General features: G+C 70.8%; 18 protein-coding genes. 4 read left to right on the top strand and 14 right to left on the bottom strand.

What is annotated here, in order from left to right; all coding sequences use genetic code 11:
* Window positions 1-26: 26 nt before the first annotated feature.
* The 3 genes from QK288_RS18250 to QK288_RS18240 form a co-directional block, all read right to left on the bottom strand.
* Window positions 27-2105, bottom strand: coding sequence for a glycosyltransferase family 39 protein (locus tag QK288_RS18250; RefSeq protein WP_281265689.1), 2079 nt, complete (start codon window positions 2103-2105; stop codon window positions 27-29).
* 131 nt (window positions 2106-2236) lie between these two features.
* Window positions 2237-3703: an SDR family oxidoreductase gene (locus tag QK288_RS18245; RefSeq protein WP_281265688.1), complete on the bottom strand. Its 1467-nt coding sequence runs from the start codon at window positions 3701-3703 to the stop codon at window positions 2237-2239.
* Window positions 3704-3711: 8 nt separating this feature from the next.
* Window positions 3712-4173, bottom strand: a complete 462-nt coding sequence (locus QK288_RS18240) for a TetR/AcrR family transcriptional regulator (protein ID WP_281267628.1) — start codon at window positions 4171-4173, stop codon at window positions 3712-3714.
* Between the two features lie 166 nt (window positions 4174-4339).
* Between QK288_RS18240 and QK288_RS18235 the strand changes: the two genes are divergently transcribed.
* A complete protein-coding gene (locus tag QK288_RS18235) occupies window positions 4340-5077 on the top strand; it encodes an SDR family oxidoreductase (protein WP_281265687.1) in 738 nt (245 codons plus the stop codon).
* A 13-nt stretch (window positions 5078-5090) separates the two neighbouring features.
* Here the strand turns inward: QK288_RS18235 and QK288_RS18230 are convergent, their stop codons facing one another.
* The 3 genes from QK288_RS18230 to QK288_RS18220 are packed head-to-tail and all read right to left on the bottom strand — an operon-like array spanning window position 5091 to window position 8331.
* Window positions 5091-6158: a low specificity L-threonine aldolase gene (locus tag QK288_RS18230; protein WP_281265686.1), complete on the bottom strand. Its 1068-nt coding sequence runs from the start codon at window positions 6156-6158 to the stop codon at window positions 5091-5093.
* Window positions 6155-6856, bottom strand: coding sequence for an SDR family NAD(P)-dependent oxidoreductase (locus QK288_RS18225; protein WP_281265685.1), 702 nt, complete (start codon window positions 6854-6856; stop codon window positions 6155-6157). Before QK288_RS18225 ends, QK288_RS18230 begins: the two co-directional genes overlap by 4 nt.
* Window positions 6857-6867: 11 nt before the next feature.
* Window positions 6868-8331: a DUF6421 family protein gene (locus QK288_RS18220; RefSeq protein WP_281265684.1), complete on the bottom strand. Its 1464-nt coding sequence runs from the start codon at window positions 8329-8331 to the stop codon at window positions 6868-6870.
* 185 nt (window positions 8332-8516) lie between these two features.
* On the opposite strand from QK288_RS18220, the gene QK288_RS18215 reads away from it, so the two are divergent.
* Entirely contained in the window at window positions 8517-9257 is a 741-nt protein-coding gene (locus tag QK288_RS18215) for an HAD family hydrolase (protein WP_281265683.1), read from the top strand.
* Here QK288_RS18215 and QK288_RS18210 read toward each other — a convergent pair.
* Window positions 9162-9479 (bottom strand): hypothetical protein, encoded by a 318-nt coding sequence (locus tag QK288_RS18210; protein WP_281265682.1) that lies wholly within the window; start codon window positions 9477-9479, stop codon window positions 9162-9164. The two genes, QK288_RS18215 and QK288_RS18210, sit on opposite strands and share 96 nt — an antisense overlap.
* Before the next feature lie 293 nt (window positions 9480-9772).
* Window positions 9773-10750, bottom strand: a complete 978-nt coding sequence (locus tag QK288_RS18205) for an SDR family NAD(P)-dependent oxidoreductase (RefSeq protein ID WP_281265681.1) — start codon at window positions 10748-10750, stop codon at window positions 9773-9775.
* Window positions 10751-10882: 132 nt separating this feature from the next.
* Here QK288_RS18205 and QK288_RS18200 point away from each other — a divergent pair, with 132 nt between their 5' ends.
* Both QK288_RS18200 and QK288_RS18195 read left to right on the top strand, forming a co-directional pair.
* A complete protein-coding gene (locus tag QK288_RS18200) occupies window positions 10883-11479 on the top strand; it encodes a TetR/AcrR family transcriptional regulator (protein WP_281265680.1) in 597 nt (198 codons plus the stop codon).
* Window positions 11480-11566: 87 nt separating this feature from the next.
* The gene (locus QK288_RS18195; RefSeq protein ID WP_281265679.1) at window positions 11567-13129 is read left to right on the top strand and encodes an MFS transporter; all 1563 of its coding nucleotides are present in this window, start codon (window positions 11567-11569) and stop codon (window positions 13127-13129) included.
* Window positions 13130-13145: 16 nt separating this feature from the next.
* On the opposite strand, the gene QK288_RS18190 is transcribed toward QK288_RS18195, so the two are convergent.
* From QK288_RS18190 to QK288_RS18165, 6 genes are all read right to left on the bottom strand, one after another.
* Entirely contained in the window at window positions 13146-15206 is a 2061-nt protein-coding gene (locus tag QK288_RS18190) for a glycosyltransferase family 39 protein (protein WP_281265678.1), read from the bottom strand.
* 97 nt (window positions 15207-15303) lie between these two features.
* Window positions 15304-15993 (bottom strand): HAD-IA family hydrolase, encoded by a 690-nt coding sequence (locus QK288_RS18185; RefSeq protein ID WP_281265677.1) that lies wholly within the window; start codon window positions 15991-15993, stop codon window positions 15304-15306.
* Entirely contained in the window at window positions 15990-17414 is a 1425-nt protein-coding gene (locus QK288_RS18180; RefSeq protein ID WP_281265676.1) for a PTS ascorbate transporter subunit IIC, read from the bottom strand. Before QK288_RS18180 ends, QK288_RS18185 begins: the two co-directional genes overlap by 4 nt.
* A complete protein-coding gene (locus QK288_RS18175; RefSeq protein WP_281265675.1) occupies window positions 17411-17701 on the bottom strand; it encodes a PTS sugar transporter subunit IIB in 291 nt (96 codons plus the stop codon). Before QK288_RS18175 ends, QK288_RS18180 begins: the two co-directional genes overlap by 4 nt.
* Complete coding sequence (locus QK288_RS18170; RefSeq protein WP_281265674.1) at window positions 17698-18156, bottom strand: PTS sugar transporter subunit IIA; 459 nt, start codon at window positions 18154-18156, stop codon at window positions 17698-17700. Before QK288_RS18170 ends, QK288_RS18175 begins: the two co-directional genes overlap by 4 nt.
* Window positions 18157-18175: 19 nt before the next feature.
* Window positions 18176-18898, bottom strand: coding sequence for a GntR family transcriptional regulator (locus QK288_RS18165; RefSeq protein ID WP_281265673.1), 723 nt, complete (start codon window positions 18896-18898; stop codon window positions 18176-18178).
* Window positions 18899-19097 lie beyond the last annotated feature (199 nt).

The following is a 19097-nucleotide window of genomic DNA, read 5'->3' as shown; positions in this document are numbered from 1 at the left end:
GTGCCTCCTGTCCGGCCGTTGCCGGGTCAAGCACCGCTCGTCAGGTCGTACATCGTGACGCCACCGACGGTCTGCGCGTCGAAGTTCGCGGCGACCCACGCCGCGATCTTCGTGGCGGCGTCGCTCCCGGTGCTGCCGCTGGTGTTCGTGGAGCCGCCGATGAACCAGTGCACTCGCCCTTCGGCGACCAAGGTCTTGAACTCCGACAGCGTCGGCGACGGATCGGTGCCGTTGTACCCGCCGATCGCCATCACCGGGTCGCCCGTCGCGAGCTGGTAGGTGGCGGCGCTGTTCGAGCCGACGGTCGCGGCCGCCCAGGTGAAGTCGTCGGCGTCGGCGGAGAGCGCCGCCACGACCTTCTCCGACACCTCCGTCGAACCACCGAGCAGGTTCGTGCCACCACCGGCACCCCCAGCGGTGCCATCACCCTGGAGCTGGCCGGGAGCCTGACCACCCGGAGCCTGACCACCGGGAGCCTGACCACCCGGTGCCTGCTGCTGCCCGGGCTGCCCGCCGCCGGCGCCACCGGCACCACCGGCGCCCCCGGGCCCACCGACGCCGCCGCCGGGACCCGCCGACGTCACGCTCGGGCCGGCGGAGGGAAGTGCGCCGGTATGCCCCACCGTGGTGGTCTGTACCGAGAACGCCGTCGGCCCGAGCAGTGCCGCGACGAGCACCACCGCGATCGTGGCCGACGCCACACGCCGGCCTCGCGGAGGCACCAGGACCAGCACCGCCCCGACCACCGTCGCGGCCAACACCACCCAGCGGATCCACGGCTGCCACGACGACGCCTGGGTCAGCAGCGCGAAGGACCAGGCCCCGGAGACGGCCACGATCACGGACGTCGCGATCCGCCAGGCGAGCACGGCCCGGCGCTGCCACAAGAGTCCTGCACCGATGCCCACCAGGCCGGCGATGTAGGGGGCGAGAGCGACGGTGTAGTACGGGTGGAAGATCCCGCCCATGAAGCTGAAGACCGCCCCGGTGACGAGCAGCGAACCACCGAGCACCAGTACGGTCGCCTGGCGTGGGTCGCTGCGGCGCCGGGTGCCGACGGCGACGAGTGACACGACGAGCACCAGCAGCGCGGTCGGCAGGAGCCACGTGACCTGGGTGCCGAACTCCGAGCCGAACAGCCGCGTCAGGCCGGTCGAGCCCCAGGAGCCCGCGCCGGTGGTCCCTCCGGGGACGACGCTGCCGGTCTCGTCTCCGGTGACCCGACCGAGGCCGTTGTAGCCGAAGGTCAGCTCCAGGAAGCTGTTCGTCTGTGACCCGCCGATGTACGGGCGGGCCGAAGCCGGGACGAGCTCGACGATCGCGACCCACCATCCGGCGGACACGACGAGCGCGGCGGCAGCGGCCGCGAGGTGGCCGAGCCGGCGGAGCACCGGACGGGGCGACGCGACGAGGTACACGCCGATCAGGGGTGGCAGCACGAGGAACGCCTGCAGCTGCTTCGTCAGGAAGCCGAGTCCGACGAGCACGCCGGCCCACACGACCCAGCGCATCCGCCCGGACTCGATGCCGCGCAGGGCCAGGGCGATCGCTCCGACCGTGAGCAGGACGAGCAGCGCGTCCGGGTTGTCGTAGCGGAACATCAGTGTCGCGACCGGGGTGGTGGCGAGCACCGCGCCGGCGATGAGTGCCGCACCGGCTGAGAAGCGGCGACGCACGATCCGGTACAGGATGGCAACCGACGCGACCCCCATCAGCGCCTGGGGCAGCAGGATCGCCCACGAGTTCAGCCCGAAGAGCCGGACCGAGATCCCGATCACCCAGAGGAAGGCGGGCGGCTTGTCCACGGTGATGGCGTTCGCGGCGTCGGACGATCCGTAGAAGAACGCCTCCCAGCTCTGGCTTCCGGCCTGCACCGCCGCGGAGTAGAAGGCGTTCGCCCAGCCGTTCACGTCGAGGTTCACGACGTAGAGCACACCCGTCGCCAGCAGCAGGCCGAGCAACGCCGGACGCTCCCACCGGGCGGCATCACCCCGGCCGCGGACCAGTCGTCGCAGTCGATCGCCGACCGTGGGTCGGGCAGCGCTGGCTGCGGCCCTCGCCGACGGTGGGTGCGGCGCGGTGACGTCGGGTGCGTGGGTGGTCATGACGACGATCGTCAGCGACCATCATCGGCCGACCATGAGCCACGGCTGTGGTCTCGGTAAGTCGTGTGCAGTCGATCGGCGTCGACGTCAGGACCGAGGGCGGGCGGCCATGCGCGCCGTGTGCCAGCGCCTCACCAAGAGCTGGGTGCGTAGTCCTTCAGGAAGACGCCGAACACGTCGTCGCCTGCTTCGCCGCGGACGATCGGGTCGTAGACACGGGCAGCCCCGTCGACGAGGTCGAGCGGCGCATGGAAGCCCTCTTCCGCCAGACGGACCTTCGTGGGGTGCGGTCGCTCGTCGGTGATCCACCCCGTGTCGACGCTCGTCATCAGGATGCCGTCGGTCTCGAACATCTCCTGGGCACTCGTGCGCGTCAGCATGTTGACGGCGGCCTTCGCCATGTTCGTGTGCGGGTGCCCGGGCCCCTTGTAGGCGCGGCCGAACACGCCTTCCATGGCGCTGACGTTCACCACGTAGGTGCGCTTCGACTCGCTCGCCGCCATGGACGGGCGGAGCTTCGAGATCAGGATGAACGGCGCCGTGGTGTTGGCCAGCTGGACCTCGAGCATCTCGAGCGGGTCGACCTCGTTGACGTGCTGCGTCCAGGAGTTCACGTCGTGCAGGTCCGGGACGAGACCACCGGCGTCGATCGCGGTCCCCATCGCGAGCCGTTCGAGCGAGCTCGAGCCGGGGGCCATGGCCTGCTCGGTGAGTTCATCGGCGCGGGCAGCAGCGGCCGCGAGGATCGGGTGCGCCGTGACGGAGCGGGCGAGTGCCTGCGGGTGCTGGTCGTTCGTGTGCCCGAACGTCACGAGCTCGGGCAGCGGCCCGTCGGGGAGCGGCGCGAGTTCTGCGTCGACGAGGGGCTGGTACGCGCCGGTCGACCGGCGCACGGTCTGGGTGGCGTTGTTGATCAGGATGTCGAGGGGCCCAGCGGCGGCGACGTCCTCGGCGAGGCCGATGACCTGGGCCGGGTCGCGCAGGTCGATGCCGACGACCTTGAGTCGCGAGATCCACTCGGCGGAGTCGGGGAGGCTCGAGAACCGGCGCACCGCATCGCGGGGGAATCGCGTCGTGATGGTGGTGTGGGCCCCGTCGCGGAGGAGTCGGAGCGCGATGTACATGCCGATCTTCGCGCGTCCGCCCGTGAGCAGCGCCCGCTTGCCCGTCAGGTCGGTCCGGGCGTCGCGCTTGGCGTGGCTCATCGCAGCGCACGAGGGGCAGAGCTGGTGGTAGAACGCGTCGACCACCGTGTAGTGCTGCTTGCACATGTAGCACGGGCGGGACTTCAGCAGGGTGCCGGCGGTGGAGGCGCTGGTCGAGGCACTGATCGGGACGCCGCGGGTCTCGTCGTCGATGCGGTCGGCGGCGCCGGTCGCGGTCGCGGCGATCACCAGGCGGTCGGCCTCCGCGATGACCGCGCGCTTCTCGAGCCGGTGGGCCCGCTTCACCGCCTTGAACATCTTCGCCGTGGCCTGACGAACCCGCACGAAGTCGGGGTGCCGCTCGTCGATCGACGGCAGCTGCTCGAGGACCCGGAGGGTGGCGTGGAGGTCCTCGGGGAGGATGCCGCTGGGCTCGGGATGCTCGGAGGTCACACGGGATTCTACGTTGCGTTGCGGCTGGCGCGCAGTCCGTCCACGACGAGGTCGAGCAGGTGCGGTGCCCGGTCGGCGGCCGACGGCCCGAGCTGCCAGAGGAACGCGACGAGTGCGAGCAGGTCGGGTGGTGACACGTCCGGACGGAGGACGTCGGCGCGCACTCCGGCGTCGAGCAGGCTGGCGATCGCGTCGACGATCTCGTCGTACTGCTCGTCGTGCAGCTGCTGACGGGTGGCCGCGTCCAGGACGTCGGCCAGGGCGTGCTTCTGGTACCCGAAGGCGGCGAGCTCGTCGAGCCAGGACCGGAGTGCCGTCCGCTGGTCGGGCGATCCTGCCGAGGCGCGTGCGGACGCGACCAGTCCCTGGAAGTCCTCGCGGTAGACCTCGGCGAGCAGGGCCTCCCGGCTGGGGAAATGACGGTAGATGGTTCCCTGACCGACGCCGGCGAGTCGCGCCACCGATTGCATGGTCGTCGCTGGTTCGACGCGCAGCGCCTCCCGCGCGACGTCGACGAGTCGCGCGCGGTTGCGTTCAGCGTCGGCGCGGCGGAGCGATTGCGAAGCGGACATATGTCCGGTAGTCTCCCTCGATGAAGCGGACAAGCGTCCGCTTCACTCTAGCGAAGGGAAGACCATGGAGGGAATCCAGGGCAAGGTCGTCGCCGTCACCGGAGCATCGAGCGGTATCGGCGAGGCGACAGCGCTCCGCCTCGCCGCCTCGGGCGCGAAGGTCGTGCTCGGTGCCCGCCGCGTCGACCGGCTCGCGTCCGTCGTCGAACAGATCACCGCGGCCGGCGGCGAAGCCGTCGCGGTCGAGACCGACGTCCGCAGCCGGGAGGCGCTGCACGCGTTGGTCGCGTCGGCTCGGTCCCGATTCGGTCGCCTCGACGTGCTCCACCAGAACGCTGGCAGCATGGCGGTCTCCCCGTTCGACGCCCTCGACGTCGACGGCTGGCAGCAGATGGTCGACGTCAACCTGGTCGGGGTCCTCAACGGGATCGCCGCAGCGCTGCCGGTGTTCCGCGAGCAGGGGTTCGGGCACTTCGTGCACACGGCCTCGACATCGGCGCACCGCATCGTGCCGGCGCAGGGTGTGTACGCGGCGACCAAGACCGCCGTGCGGGTCCTCAGTGAAGCGCTGCGACAAGAGGCCGGCCCCGACCTCCGGGTCACGGTCGTCTCGCCCGGCTTCACCGCCACCGAGGGCGTCACGAAGACGGACGACCCCGAGCAGCGCGCCGCCCTCGCGGCCCGGATGGCCGAGATCGCCATGCCCGCCGACGCGGTGGCGGCTGCCGTCGCCTACGCGATCGCCCAGCCGGCGGGTGTCGATGTCGGCGAGGTGATCATCCGACCCACGGCGCAGGACTGATCGGTGACGCCCGTCAGCCGAGCTCCCGCGTGAGGGCCGCCACGAACGCGTCGATGTCCTGCTCCGACGTGTCGAACGAGCACATCCACCGCACCTCGTTCCGGCTGGCGTCCCAGTCGTAGAACCGGAAGTGCTCGCGGAGCCGATCGGCCACGCCTGCCGGCAGCGTCGCGAACACCCCGTTCGCCTGCGTCTCCTGGCTGAACCCGACGCCCTGGATGCTGCCGTCGGCGATCCCCGCCTCGAGTGCACCGCGGAGCCGCTGCGCCATGGCGTTCGCGTGCGAGGCCGAGCGGAGGTAGAGGTCGTCGGTGAGGAGCGCGATGAGCTGCGCCGACACGAACCGCATCTTCGACGAGAGCTGCATGTTCATCTTGCGGAGGTACTGCAGCCCCTCGGACGCGGCGGGGTTCAGCACGACGATCGCCTCGCCGTAGAGCATCCCGTTCTTGGTGCCGCCGAAGCTCAGCACGTCGACACCGGCGTCGGTGGTGAAGTCGCGGAGGGGGAGCCCGAGGGTCGCGGCGGCGTTGGAGATGCGGGCACCGTCCATGTGCAGCGTCATGCCGAGCGGGTGGATGTGGTCCGCGATCGCCCGGATCTCCTCGACGGTGTACGCGGTGCCGAGCTCGGTGGTCTGGGTGATCGAGACGACGAGCGGCTGGGCACGGTGTTCGTCGCCCCAGCCCCACGCCTCGCGGTCGATCAGCTCGGGCGTGAGCTTGCCGTCTGGCGCATCGACGGTGAGGAGCTTCATGCCGCCGACCCGCTCGGGCGCCCCGGCCTCGTCGGTGTGGATGTGGGCGGTCGAGGTGCACACGACGGCGCCCCACCGCGGCAGCATCGACTGCAGCCCGACGACGTTCGCACCGGTGCCGTTGAACACCGGGAACGCCTGGGCCTGCGCACCGAAGTGGGCCGTGATGACCTCCTGCAGCCGCGCCGTGTAGACGTCCTCGCCGTAGGCGATCTGGTGGCCCTGGTTGGCCGCGGCGATCGCGTCGAGGATCTCGGGGTGGACGCCGGCGTAGTTGTCGGAGGCGAAGCCCCGCAGGTCCAGGTCGTGGAGTTGGAGGGTCACTGGTTCATCCTAGGGAGCGGGGCGGCAGGGAGCTGGGCTGCAGGGGGCTGCGCCGACGGGGAGATGGGGAGACGAGCGCCGTTCACGTCGGCGGGCGCGGCAGACCAGAGCCGGACGACCTCGTAGCCGAGTCGTTCCTCGAGTCCGTCGAGCGCCCGGACGACGAAGATCGCGGCTGCGGCCTGCGGCGCGCGCTTCCGGAAGCCCTGGGCCACGGCACGGACCCAGGCGTCGGCTGCGGCCTTGGCGGCGGCGTAGTTCGCGCCGCCGGCGGTGGGGGAGTCGACCGCGGTGGACGACACGATCGCGAGCCGACCGGCCGGCGACGCGACGAGGTCGTCGTCGAACACCCTGGTCGTGTTCCGCAGGGTCCGGAAGCCCCGGTCGAAGAAGTCCCAGTCCTCGTCGGACTGGCCCGCGAGGCCACCACCACCGCGCCAGCCGCCGACGAGGTGGACCAGCCCGTCGACCGGACCGACGGAATCGTGGATCGCGGCGGCCAACGAGACGACCGCACCGTGGTCCGAGAGGTCGCACGTGTGGGTGGTGACGCCCGGGACGGACGTGCGCAGTGCCTCCAGTGCATCGGATCTCGTGCCGACGGCGACGACGGCCGCACCGGCGGAGGTGAGTGCGCGCGCGACGGCCGCGCCGCTGGCGCTGGTCGCTCCTGCGATCAGCACCACGCGGCCGGCCATGGGCCCAGCCCTCACGCGGCGTCCGCGACGTCGGCGGGTGCGACGGACGAAGCCCCGGTGATGCCGGCCGTCGACGCGATGACCGCGGCCATCTTCTTGTTCAGCGCCTCGTAGAACATGGACAGCGGGAACTCGTCGTCGAGCACCGCGTCGGTGTAGCCCTTGGGCGGTCCGGCGAGCGTCTCGGCGGGCAGCCCCTGCGCCCACCGGGAGGCCGGGTGCGGCGTGAGCGTGCGGGTCAGCATCTCGTAGGCCGCGAGCCAGTGCGCCGACTTCGGCCGGTCGATGGAGCGCCAGTACAGCTCGTTGATCTGGTCGCTGAGCGCGATGATGACGTCCGGCACCTCGTCCCAGTCGATCGTGAGCTGCGTGTCCGTCCAGTGCAGGACGTCGTGCTGGTGCATCCACGCGAAGAGCAGCTGGCCGCCGAGTCCGTCGTAGTTCCGGACGCGGCTGCCGGTGATCGCGAACCGGAAGATGCGGTCGAAGACGACGGCGTACTGCACGAGCCGCGCATGGTCGCGGATTGCGAGTTCTGCGCTGCTGAGTTCTGGGCGCGCGGAGAGTTCCCGATCCAGCCGCACCGATTCACGGAACGCGGTCAGGTCGCACCGGAGTTCTTCGAGCGAGTAGAGGAAGAACGGCATCCGCTGCTTGATCATGAACGGGTCGAACGGCAGGTCGCCCCGCATGTGGGAACGGTCGTGGATGATGTCCCACATCACGAAGACGCGCTCCGTGAGTTCCTGGTCGTCGAGCATCGCGGCCGCTTCGGCAGGCAGCTCGAGTTTCGTGATGTCCGCCGCGGCCCGGACGACCCGACGGTAGCGTGCGGCTTCGCGGTCCTGGAAGATCGCACCCCATGTGAACGCGGGGATCTCCCGCATCGCCACGGTCTCGGGGAACAGCACCGCGGAGTTCGTGTCGTACCCAGGGGTGAAGTCGACGAAGCGGAGTGCGACGAACAGTGCGTTGTCGTAGTCGCCGGCTTCCAGTTCCGCGATGAAATCGGGCCAGATGACCTCGACCAGGACGGCTTCGACGAGCCGCGAGGAACTGCCGTTCTGCGTGACCATCGGGAACACGACGAGGTGGCCGAGTCCGTCCACCCGGTGCTGTTGCGGCTGGAACGCGTTCAGGGAGTCCAGGAAGTCCGGGACGCCGAAACCCTCCTCTTCCCACCGCGAGAAGTCGCGCTGCAATGCAGCGAGGTACGCCGCATCGTGCGGAAAGCGCGGTGCCAGTTCGGCGACGGCCGGGAGGATCGTGGCCAGGTACCCGGACGCGGTCCGGTGATCCGACGGGTCGGGTATCGAGCCGTCCTGCGTCTGCAGGGATCGGAACGACACGACGGCGTCCTTGAGGCGGTGCCACACGGGAAGTGCCGCGACCTCGTGCACGTCCAGGCGGTCCTCGACGACCTCGGGCTCACCGACGATGGCGTCCTGCGTGAACCTCTGGACGAATTGCGACATGTCGAACCTCCCGTCATCGGGTCGGCCGCTGCGGTGCGGCGTGGAACGTGCTTTTTCTGAGCCTAGGGAAAAGCGGCGGACGGAAAGTTGCCCATCTCCAGCGGATTCGTGCGCATTCTGCGGCGTCGCGCGCGGTATCGAGGCTCCCGCGCAACGTTCTGCCATCCGGGTCCTACTCTGTGGGGGTGGGGACGCTGCGAGCGGTCGGGTTCGACCTGGACGGGACGCTCTTCGACCACCGCGGTTCGGCACGTGCCGGCGCGTCTGCATTCCTCGGAGGGCTCGGGCTGGACGTCACCGAGGCGGCACTCGACGCGTGGTTCGCTGCCGAGGACGAGCAGTTCGAGCGGTGGCGTTCGGGGGAGATCAGCTTCCAGGAGCAGCGACGGAAGCGTCTCCGGAGCGTGCTGCCACCGCTCGGCATCGACGTTCCGGGAGATGACGTCGGGCTGGACGCGCTGTTCGAGGACTACGTGCGCGCGTACCGGGCCTCCTGGCGGGCGTTCCCCGATGCACTGCCGCTGCTGCACCACCTGCGGTCTCGCGGGTTCCGGCTCGGCGTCCTGACCAACGGGACGGAGGAGCAGCAGCGGGACAAGCTGGTGCGGACCGGCCTCGACGGCGCGTTCGACGTCGTCTGCACGTCGGAGCGCATCGGGTTCCAGAAGCCCGATTCGCGAGCGTTCGTGACGCTGGCCGACGAGTTGGGCGTGGACCCTGCCGACTGTCTCTTCGTCGGGGACAACCCCGCGCACGACATCGCCGGCGCGCGTGCTGCCGGGATGCGGGCGGTGCTGGTCGACCCTGCCGCGGGTCTGCGCGACGTCGTCCTAGAAGAGGTGGCCCGCACTCGCGGTGTGCGTCACGACCTCGGCCGCGAGGAACGTGACGACCACGCCGGCGAGCGTGCCCAGCCCGACGAGTGACGTCGCCCGCCCGCGGACCCGGCGGACGACGGCCCAGCAGGTCCCGAGGACGAGGACGAGCACGGTCACGGTCGGGTGCCAGATGAGCACGGCGCTGCCGGCGCGGTAGTCACACCCCGGGGACGGCATCGCGCAGGCGTCGAAGGCCATCTGGCTGATGACCACGGCGAACCACGCGGCCGGCGCGGCGAGGTAGCTCACCGCGAGGGCAGCGATCGTCACGGTGAGGTCGATTGCGCCCGGCTTCCGCTGTGCTCGCGCGTCGAGTCGTTCCCCTATCCGTCCACGATAGAGGGCTCGGCTCGCGCCGGGCATCCCGGTGACCAGCCGCCCCGGAGGTGGCAGGTTCGGATTCGTCGGTGACCGATCCGGTACCCGAAGCCCGGGTTCTGAGAACCGGATCGGTCACGGCCCGTTCCGAACTCCCGGTCAGCCGCGCGCGGTTCGCCCCGTCAACGCCGAGCGACGATCGCGGCGGCGGCCTGACGGCCACGAAACAGAGCATCCCGAGCCAGTCAGGCGAGGAGCTGCTCCGTGAGCGTCCACAGCCGCCGGGCGTCGTCGGGGTCGAGCATCGCCGAGTTGGCGTCCGCCGGGATGCTGTCGGCGGTGAGCGGTCGGACCTCGTCGTCGATCACGGCGACGTCGCCGTCCTTCAGGTACACCCCGCCGATGCCGTCGAGCAACGGGCTCGCGGCGCCGAGCACGAGCGTCGCCGCGCCTTGTTCGATCGTCTTCTTGCCGTTCGACGGGTCGATGATCGTCGCACCGTGCTCGTCGACGAGCCCCTGCTGGCGGTACGACGCGACGCGGCTCGGGTCGTGCGGGCCGGGTCCGATGATCACGCCGGGGTGCGCGGCGAAGGCCCTGATGCCCTGGTCGGCGTACCGCCGGTCGAGTTCGACCGTGAAGAGCACGTTCGCCCGCTTCGCCTGCCCGTAGGCGGCGCCTGCGTCGTACCCGCTGGCGAACGCCAGGTCGTCCCAGCGGATCTGCCCGTTCCGAGCCGCGCCGGAGGTGACGGTGAGGACCCGCGCACCACGAGCCTCCAGGAGGGCGGGGAGGAGTGCTCGCGTGAGCTGGAAGTGCCCCAGGTGCGCCGTCGAGAACGAGCGCTCGTTCCCGCGCGCGTCGAGCTGGCGGTCCGGGGTGAAGAGTGTCGAGGCGTTGTTCACCAGCGCGTGGAGCGGGCGGCCGGAGGCCGACCACCGTGCGGCGAAGGCGTCGATCGACGCCGGGTCGGTGAGGTCGAGCTGTTCCACTCGGACGCCGGGGATGTCGGTGACCGCTGCTGATGCGCGATCGGTGTCCCGTGCGGCGACGGTCACGGACGCTCCCGCCGCGGCGAGTGCGCGGCTGGTCTCGTGACCGAGTCGGCCGTGGCCGCCGGTGACGACGACGTCGCGGCCGGTGAGGTCGATGCCCGCGAGGACATCGTCCGCGGTGGTGGCGGCCGTGAAGCCGGTACCGATGGGGTGCTGGTCGGTGATCATGATGGTCCTTCCCGGAGGCCGTGGTCGCTGAAACGGAGCGACGTTCCGGAACGATACGGAACGCTGATCCGGATTGCAAGAGGAAACGGAGCACCGTTCCGTTCTCCGCGCCGGGCATGCGATGATCGAGTGGTGAGCACGCTGCCGACCGGGGACGACGCGCCTCGGCGCCGGCGCGACGTCGAGCGGAACGAGCGGGCGATCCTGGACGCCGCTGGCGGGGTGTTCGCCGCATCGGGCGTCGGCGCTCCCGTGCGCGAGGTCGCTGCGGCGGCCGGCGTCGGCGTGGGGACGCTCTACCGGCACTTCCCGACCCGTTCCGACCTGGTCGTCGCGGTGTACCGGCACCAGATCGTCGCCTGCGTGGAAGCCGGGCCGGCGCTGCTCGCGTCGGAGCCCACGCCGTTCGTGGCGGTCCTGCGCTGGGTGCACCGGTTCGTCGACTTCCTCGGGACGAAGCACGGGCTGGCGCGGGTCTGGGAGGGCGACGCCGACGGGTTCACCGCGCTGCACTCGCTGTTCATCGACGAGCTCGTACCGGTGCTCGGCCGGCTGCTCGAGGCCGCTCGGGACTCGGGGGAGGTGGTCGCGTCGATCGCGCCGTACCAACTGCTCCGTGCCGTGGGCGATCTCGTCGCGTGGAGCCCGCGGGACCCGGACTACGACGTCCGGACGAGCGTGACGCTCCTGGTCACGGGGTTGCGGCAGCCGCAGCCCGCGGCCCCGTAGCGCAACTGCATCGCGTGGCGATCGGGGTACGCGTCATCCCGTTCGGCTGACGACGGGCGGGGCTGGCGAGCCTACCGTGGGGTCGTCATGGCAGCCGAACACCGCAAACCCGTCGAGCCCGATGCGGCTCCCAGCGTCGAACACCACGGCGCCCATCACGTAGCGACCTCCGACGCGCCGTCGAGCGGGTCGCCCGATCCGCGCGCCACGCCGGCGGACTCCGGCGACCAGCCGGACCCGAACCGCTGGAAGGCGCTCGTCATCTGCCTCCTCGGCGGCGGCATCGTCCTGCTAGACGTGTCGATCGTCAACGTCGCGCTGCAGTCCATCTCGACTGGTCTCCCGGGAGCGACCCCCGAGGCCGTCCAGTGGATCCTGTCCGGGTACGCGCTGTCGTTCGGCCTGCTGCTCGTCCCCGGCGGGCGACTCGGGGACGCGACCGGACGCCGGCGCATGTTCGTCATCGGCGTCGGACTGTTCACCCTCGCGAGCGCCCTCTGCGGCTTCGCCCCGAACGGCATCGTCCTGGTGATCGCCCGCCTGGTGCAGGGTCTTGCGGGCGGCCTCCTCACGCCGCAGGTCACCGCCCTCATCCAGCAGCTGTTCCGCGGCAAGGAGCGTGGCACCGCGTTCGGGCTGTTCGGTGCGACCGTGGGCATCGCCACCGCGATCGGCCCGCTCGTCGGTGGCCTGCTCATCACCGCGTTCGGCACCGAGAACGGCTGGCGGTTCGTCTTCTTCGTGAACCTGCCGTTCGGGCTCGTCACGATCCTGCTGGCGATGCGGTACCTCCCCGCGGCCAGTGCGCACGAGCGCGGGAAGAAGCACGACTTCGACCCGGTCGGCATCGCACTGCTCGGTGCTGCGGTGGTCGCCCTGCTGCTGCCGTTCGTGCAGTCGCAGGAGTGGAAGGGCAGCACGAAGTGGTGGCTCGTGGTGGTCGCCGTCGTGCTCGCCGCGCTGTTCGTCCTGTGGGAGCGGCACTACGGCCGGACGAAGGAGCCGGTGGTCGACCTCGCGCTCTTCCGGCGCCGGTCGTTCTCGCTCGGTGTGGGGCTCGCGACGCTCTACTTCGCCGGGTTCACCCCGCTGTTCTTCGTCCTGACGCTCGCGCTGCAGTCGGGACTGCACTACTCGGCGCTGCTGGCGGGACTGTCATCGGTGCCGTTCGCGATCGGTTCCGGCATCGCGTCGACGATCGGCGGGCGGATCGTGCACCGGTTCGGCCGTCAGCTCATCGTGATCGGGACGATCCTCGTGCTCATCGGCCTCGGTGCGGTGATCTGGGTCGTCGCAAACCACTACCGGTCGGACCTCGGCTGGTGGCTGGTCCTGCCGCTGCTGGTGGCGGGCATCGGCTCCGGTCTCACGATCTCCCCGAACCAGACGCTGACACTGTCCGAGGTGCCCGTCGCACAGGGCGGGTCGGCCGGTGGTCTCATCCAGGTCGGCGCTCGGGTGGGGTCGGCGATCGGCATCGCGGCGGTCGGCAGCGTCTTCTACTCGGCGCTCGCGAGCTCGCGTGGTGACTACGCGAACGGGCTTCCGCTCGGACTCGGCGTGGCGCTCGGGTTCGTCGGCGCGGCGCTCCTCGCCGGCATCGTCGACGTCGTGATCGGGAGGGTGCGGGGCACGGAGGCGACGGTCTGAGCCGGACGGCCGCGGCTCAGGAGCACTGTTCCAACGCGAACGACGCGTCCGCCGGCGACCGCCACGGAGCCCCGGACGACGAGGCGAACGTCGACCCCCAGCGGTGGACGACCCGACATCCGAGGGCCGCGGTCGCCTGACGCACCGGGTCGGTGGACGCCGTCCCGTTCGCGACGACGAAGAGCCGCTCCTTCCCCGAGTGGATCATCGACTCGATCTGCGCCGTCGTGAACACCGGGACCCGGCCGGAGAACCCGCCGTCGGTCAGCACCTCGTCGCCGGTGTCCCCGATGACGTCGGCGGCGATCCGCCACGAGTCCGTCAGGAACAGCGGGGCACCGTCCTTCCCGCCCCCGTGCCGCTCGGCGTCGGCGACGAGTGCGGTTTCCGACGCGTCGAGACGGGTGTGGCCGCCGATGACGTCGGGCGCCGAGATCCGGAACGCCGTCGAGGTGTCGCCGGTCCGGTCGCGCGACGGAGACCTGCCGAACGCGAACGCACGGGTGGGGAGGTGCCCGGCGCCGGGGAAGGCGCCGGTGGCGATCCCCACCGAGGCGTCGGCGCCGCTGCCGTCCCGTGCCGCGTCCAGCGCCTGCATGGAGAAGCACGCGGGACCGAGCACCACGGCGGCGACCAGCAGTCCTGCGGCCGTCCGGCGTCCTCGAACCGAATCGACCCCGAACGTCGATCGACGGCGCGCGAGCAGCGCGACCAGGGCGGCGACGGTCACACCGACCGCGATCGTCGAGAGCGCCGCCGGTTCGGCGGAGGACCATGCGAGCCAGATCCACCACCCGCCCTGCACGACGAGCAGTCCCGTCGGGACGAGTCGGAGCCGGCGGTCGGGAGCGTCGACCAGTGCGGCTGCGCCCCACCACCCGAGCGCGCCGAGGACCGCGAGCTGGACGCCGATGCCGGCGACGTACGCGGTGTGCGGGAGCCGCAGGACGGACAGGACCGCGACCGCCGTCGCCAGCCAGACGACCAGGGTGAGGAAGACGGCGGAGGCAGGGCGAGCCTCCCGACCGGACCGGCGCGGCCACCAACGGACCGCGCCGATCCCGATGCCGGTGATCGCAGCGGGCCAGGTCCAGCCGACCTGCGACGCGTAGCGCGGCGAGAAGAGCTGGAGGACGGAGTGGCCGCCGCGACCCGCTCCGCCGGCCGTGTGGAAGAGGTCGGCGACGTGCGTGCCCGCGTGTCCGACGGCTGCGCCGATCGCGCCGACCGCTCCCGGCCACAGGCCGGGCAGGAACCGGTCGACGCCGTTGTAGCCGAGGACCATCGCGAAGACGCTGTCGTCGGTGGACCCGTCGATGTAGGGGTGGTCGGACGAGGGGAGCAGGGAGACGACCACGGACCAGCCGAGGCTCGCCACCAGCGTCGCGCCGACGAGCACCGCCGAGTGCGCGACGGCCCGACGCCACCGGCCCGCACCACCGCTGCTCGCTGCGACGACCGTGCCGACGACGAGCGCCGGCAGGATCAGCCAGGCCTGCAGCATCTTCGCCTGGAACCCGACCCCCACGAAGGCACCGGCGACGAGCAGCGGCCACCACGCACCGGTGAGCGCGGCCCGCTGCCACCAGACGAGCGCGACGGCGAGGGCCATGGTGAGGAGCCCGTCCTCCATCGGGTGCCCGAACATCGACACGAAGATCGGCGTTCCGGCGGCGAGGGCCGCGGCGACGAGCCCGGCTCGGGCGCCGAGCCACCGCAGCGCCACCACGGCGACCGCGACGGTCGTGACGGCACCCTCGATGACCTGCGGCAGCGCGAGCGAGGCGGTGGACATGCCGAACAGGTGGACGCTGATCGCCTGGGGCGCGGCGAAGCCGGCGAGCTTGTCGAGCGTCACGGTCGCGCCGGGATCGAACGACCCGGACAGGAACGCCGGCAGAGACTCGGACATCGAGCGGGCCGCCGCGGCGTAGAACTCGGAGTCGCCGCCACGGGCGAGGTTCCAACTGGTCAGCACCGCTCCGAGCAGCACGATCCCGGCGAGGGCGGCCTGCTGTCCGCGGGACTGGTGGAGCCAGCGGGCGGGGCGGGGCTCGACACGGTCGTTCGTGGTCATGTCGGGAATGTCCCGCTGCCGTCGATGAGGAAGCCGTGGAGCGCGGGGGCGCGGGCCTCCGGTTCGCTCAGGAGCGGGTCCAGGAACGTCGGCGCGCTCAGCCGATCGGGTGCGTGAGCACGAGCCTGCCGCGCTCGACCGTCACCGAGCGGAGGTCGAGGACCACGGCGGCGGGGTCGGCCTCCGCGATGGCGTGGCCCACGCCGATCACGGTGGTGACGCCGGCGGCCCGTGCCGAGCGGACACCGGCCGGGGCGTCCTCGAAGACGGCACACGACGATGGTGCGACTCCGATCCGGTCGGCACCGGTGGCGTACGGCTCTGGGTCGGGTTTGCCGGCCGCGACGTCCTCGGCCGTGATGACCACGTCGGGGACCGCCAGACCGGCCGCGCGGAGCCGACCGAGCGCGAGGGGCCGGAGGCCGGACGTGACGACCGCCCACGGCACACCGTGGTCGGACAGCGCTCGGGAGAGTTCGACCGCTCCCGGCACGGCCGTCGTTCCGGCGACCGTGGCGAGCTCCTCGGACGCGAGCTCGGCCGCGGCGCGCTCGACGTCGGCGGTCGGGACGAGCTCCGCCACGAGGTCGATCGCCCGGACGCCGTGCCGCACCTGGGTCCGGAAGTCGAAGTGCGGAGCCCACCGCGTGGACCAGCGGTCCCAGGCGACGGCGGCGGCCTCGAGCGAGTCGACGAGGACCCCGTCGCAGTCGAACAGGACGCCGTCGACCGGGAACACCGCGGGCGCGGGACCCCCTGCGGAGTCCCGCGCCCGGCGGTCCGTCATCGTGCGGCGCTCGTCTCGGCCTCGCGGCTGTCGTCGGCGGCGACCGTCTCGAGTTCCTCACGACGCTTCGCGCGGTTGCGGAGGACCAGGGAGGAGCCGTAGACCACGAGGAGCGCGACCACGAGGGCGATGATCACCGCGACCTGGCCACCACCACTGCTGATGTGGCCGAGCACGAGTCCGACGACACCGAAGTCGGCGTCCGAGAACGTCGAGTTCGACAGTCCGACGTCACCGAGCACGGGCAGCAGCAGGAGCGGCAGGAACGTGATCGCGAGGCCGTTCGTGAAGGCACCGAGCACGGCGCCCCGTCGTCCGCCGGCACCGTTGCCGATGACGCCGGAGGCAGCGCCGGTCATGAAGTGCGCGACGATGCCCGGGATGATGATCGCGGTGCCGGACACCGCCATGACCACCATGCCGACGATGCCGCCGACGAAGCTCGACAGGAAGCCGATGAGCACGGCGTTCGGAGCGAACGTGAACGTGATCGGCACGTCGAGCGCCGGCTTGGCGTTCTTGACCAGGCGCTCGCTGATGCCCTTGAACGCGGGGACGATCTCGGCGAGGACGACGCGGACACCGGCCAGGATGATGAACACGCCGGCGGAGAACGTCGCTGCCTGCATGATCGCGAAGAGCACGAAGTTCTGCCCGTCGCTCAGCTTGCCCTGGATGAACTCGGGGCCGGCGAAGAGCGCCACGATGATGTAGATCACCGCCATCGACAGAGCCACGATCACGGTGGTGTCGCGGAGGAAGCCGAGTCCGGACGGGAACTTGATGTCCTCGGTGGACTTCGACGGCTTCGTCTTGCTGCGGGTCAGGGTCGCGACCAGACCCGACAGCGCGATGCCGGCGCCCCCGGTGTGTCCGAGCGCGACGTCGTCGGTGCCCGTGACCTTCCGCATGAAGGGCTGCACGATCGCGGGCGAGACCGTCATGACGAGGCCCTGCGCGATCGATCCCCACAGGATGACCTGCCACGTGGTGAAGCCGGCGACGCCGAAGATCACCGCGATCATCGCCGCCATGTAGAAGGCGACGTGCCCCGACAGGTAGATGTACTTGTACTGGGTCGTCGCCGCGAGTGCGACGTTGACGATCATCCCGAAGAAGAAGATGAGCGCGGCTGCTGACCCGTACTGCACCAGGACCTGGCCGACGATCGCCTCGTTGTTCGGCACGACCCCCTGCACGTGGAAGGCGTGCTGGAACATCTCGCCGAACGGGGCGAGCGAGTTGCTCACGACACCGGCGCCGGCGGCGAGCACGAGGAAGCCGACGAGGGTGCGGACGGTGCCCTTGAAGACGTCGCTGCCGCTCTTGCGCTGGATCGTCAGACCGATCAGCGAGATGAGCGCGACGATGATCGACGGCTGCCGGAAGATGTCGAGCAGGACGCTCAGGACGCCGTTCACGAGGGGACCTCGATCCCGTGGCGCTCGAGGGTCGCGGCCACCTTCGTCTGGATCTCGTTCTGGTCGATGAGGCTGTCGAGCACGACGACGTCACCGAGCCCCTGAGCGGCCTCGGCGATGTCGCGACCGACGAAGACCGCGTCGGCCGAGTCGGCGCTGACCGATCCGAGGTCGGCGTGGTCGACCTCGACCCCGCTGACGCCGAGGGTCTTCAGCGCCTTGTCGATGTTGAGGTGGGTCATGAAACTCGAACCGAGGCCGGTGCTGCAGACGGCGAGGATCTTCATGCGTTCTGTCCAATCTGGGGGAGTGCCGACGTCACGTCGGCCGGGCTGACGGCTTCCAGGAGCCGGGTGCGTGCGTCCTCGTCCGTGAGGAGCATCGCGAGTTCTTGCATGGTCTGGACGTGCTCGGCCGACCCGGTGGCGGCGAGCAGGAGGAACACGTCGATCGGGTGCGCCGGGTCGTCGGCGAGGTCGACGGCCGGTCGGACGCGGAGGTACGACAGGCCAGGGCGGACCACGCCGCGCTCGGGGCGGGCGTGCGCGAGCGCGAACCCGAACCCGAGGTCGATGTAGGTACCGCCCGGTGCCGCGATCGACTCCGTGACGGCGTCGACGTAGTCGGTGGTGATCGTCCCGTCGGTGACGAGCGGCTCCGACACGAGCGTGATCGCGGTGCGCCACGAACCGACGTCGTCGGCGAACCGGATCCGGTCGGGGGTGAGGAGTTCGGTGAGCATCAGTGGTTCCTTCGGGTCGTCAGCTGTGCAGGCCGAAGAACAGTTCGGAGTTCTGCGGCGTGAAGTCGGAGATGCCGTAGGCGACGGCGCGGTCGTCGTGGTCGAAGACGGTGGAGGCGACCCGGAGCAGCTTCTCGCCGGGGTCGAGCATGAGTGCGTCGGCGGTGACCGAGTCGGCGGCGGCGATCGAGACGAGGAGGTCGTTCCGGCCGAGGGCGACCTGGTACTCGCTGCGCAGGAACTCGAAGAGCGATCCGTCGGTGAAGTCGCGGGTCTCGGTCGCCGGGAAGCGGTCGAACGGCAGGAACGTCGTCACGAGGTGGTGCAGTGACCCGTTCACGAACCGCAGCCGGAGGAGTTCGACGACCTGGTCGGCGGAGGAGAGGTCCAGCTGCGCGGCGACGGTCTCGCCGGCGAGGACGACCCGCTGCCGGAGGACCTGGCTCGTCACGGTGAAGCCCTCTTCGGTCTGCTGGACGTAGAACCCCTTGACGTCGTCGGCGAAGCGTTCCCGGTAGTGGGTGCGGAACTGCGGCTCGGTGACGAAGGTGCCCCGGCCCTGCTCGCGGACGAGGTGTCCGTCGGCGATGAGTCCGTCCACGGCATGCCGGAGGGTGATCCGGCTCACGCCGTACTCCTCGCACAGGACCGGCTCGGGAGCGAGCCGCGTCCCCGGCGCGAGCTTGACGATGCGCGAGAGCAGGTGCTCGCGGACGGCGACGTACTTGCTCGTTCCGCTCATCGTGCGCATGGGGTTCCTCCACGTCGTTGTGTGGCGCGGGTCGCGCCGGTAGGACTGTCATTCGGTCGTCATGACGACTTGACGTCTCGGACGTTAGTCGCGATCACGTTCGGAATGCAAGCCGGCGGGCGAGTCGTCCTAATACGTCATGACGACATGATCCATGTTGTTACGGTAGCCCGATCCGCCTCGAAGCGGG

The organism is Curtobacterium sp. 9128 (genome assembly GCF_900086645.1).
Classification (GTDB): Bacteria; Actinomycetota; Actinomycetes; order Actinomycetales; family Microbacteriaceae; genus Curtobacterium.
This window is presented reverse-complemented; position numbering and strand designations above follow the sequence as displayed.

Excerpts from the sequence above, each read along its gene's own strand:
- QK288_RS18250 (WP_281265689.1), bottom strand. The coding sequence starts at position 2,105 with ATGACCACCCACGCACCCGACGTCACCGCGCCGCACCCACCGTCGGCG.
- QK288_RS18240 (WP_281267628.1), bottom strand. The coding sequence starts at position 4,173 with ATGCAATCGGTGGCGCGACTCGCCGGCGTCGGTCAGGGAACCATCTAC.
- QK288_RS18235 (WP_281265687.1), top strand. The coding sequence starts at position 4,340 with ATGGAGGGAATCCAGGGCAAGGTCGTCGCCGTCACCGGAGCATCGAGC.
- QK288_RS18225 (WP_281265685.1), bottom strand. The coding sequence starts at position 6,856 with ATGGCCGGCCGCGTGGTGCTGATCGCAGGAGCGACCAGCGCCAGCGGC.
- QK288_RS18220 (WP_281265684.1), bottom strand. The coding sequence starts at position 8,331 with ATGTCGCAATTCGTCCAGAGGTTCACGCAGGACGCCATCGTCGGTGAG.
- QK288_RS18205 (WP_281265681.1), bottom strand. The coding sequence starts at position 10,750 with ATGATCACCGACCAGCACCCCATCGGTACCGGCTTCACGGCCGCCACC.
- QK288_RS18195 (WP_281265679.1), top strand. The coding sequence starts at position 11,567 with ATGGCAGCCGAACACCGCAAACCCGTCGAGCCCGATGCGGCTCCCAGC.
- QK288_RS18190 (WP_281265678.1), bottom strand. The coding sequence starts at position 15,206 with ATGACCACGAACGACCGTGTCGAGCCCCGCCCCGCCCGCTGGCTCCAC.
- QK288_RS18185 (WP_281265677.1), bottom strand. The coding sequence starts at position 15,993 with ATGACGGACCGCCGGGCGCGGGACTCCGCAGGGGGTCCCGCGCCCGCG.
- QK288_RS18175 (WP_281265675.1), bottom strand. The coding sequence starts at position 17,701 with ATGAAGATCCTCGCCGTCTGCAGCACCGGCCTCGGTTCGAGTTTCATG.
- QK288_RS18170 (WP_281265674.1), bottom strand. The coding sequence starts at position 18,156 with ATGCTCACCGAACTCCTCACCCCCGACCGGATCCGGTTCGCCGACGAC.
- QK288_RS18165 (WP_281265673.1), bottom strand. The coding sequence starts at position 18,898 with ATGAGCGGAACGAGCAAGTACGTCGCCGTCCGCGAGCACCTGCTCTCG.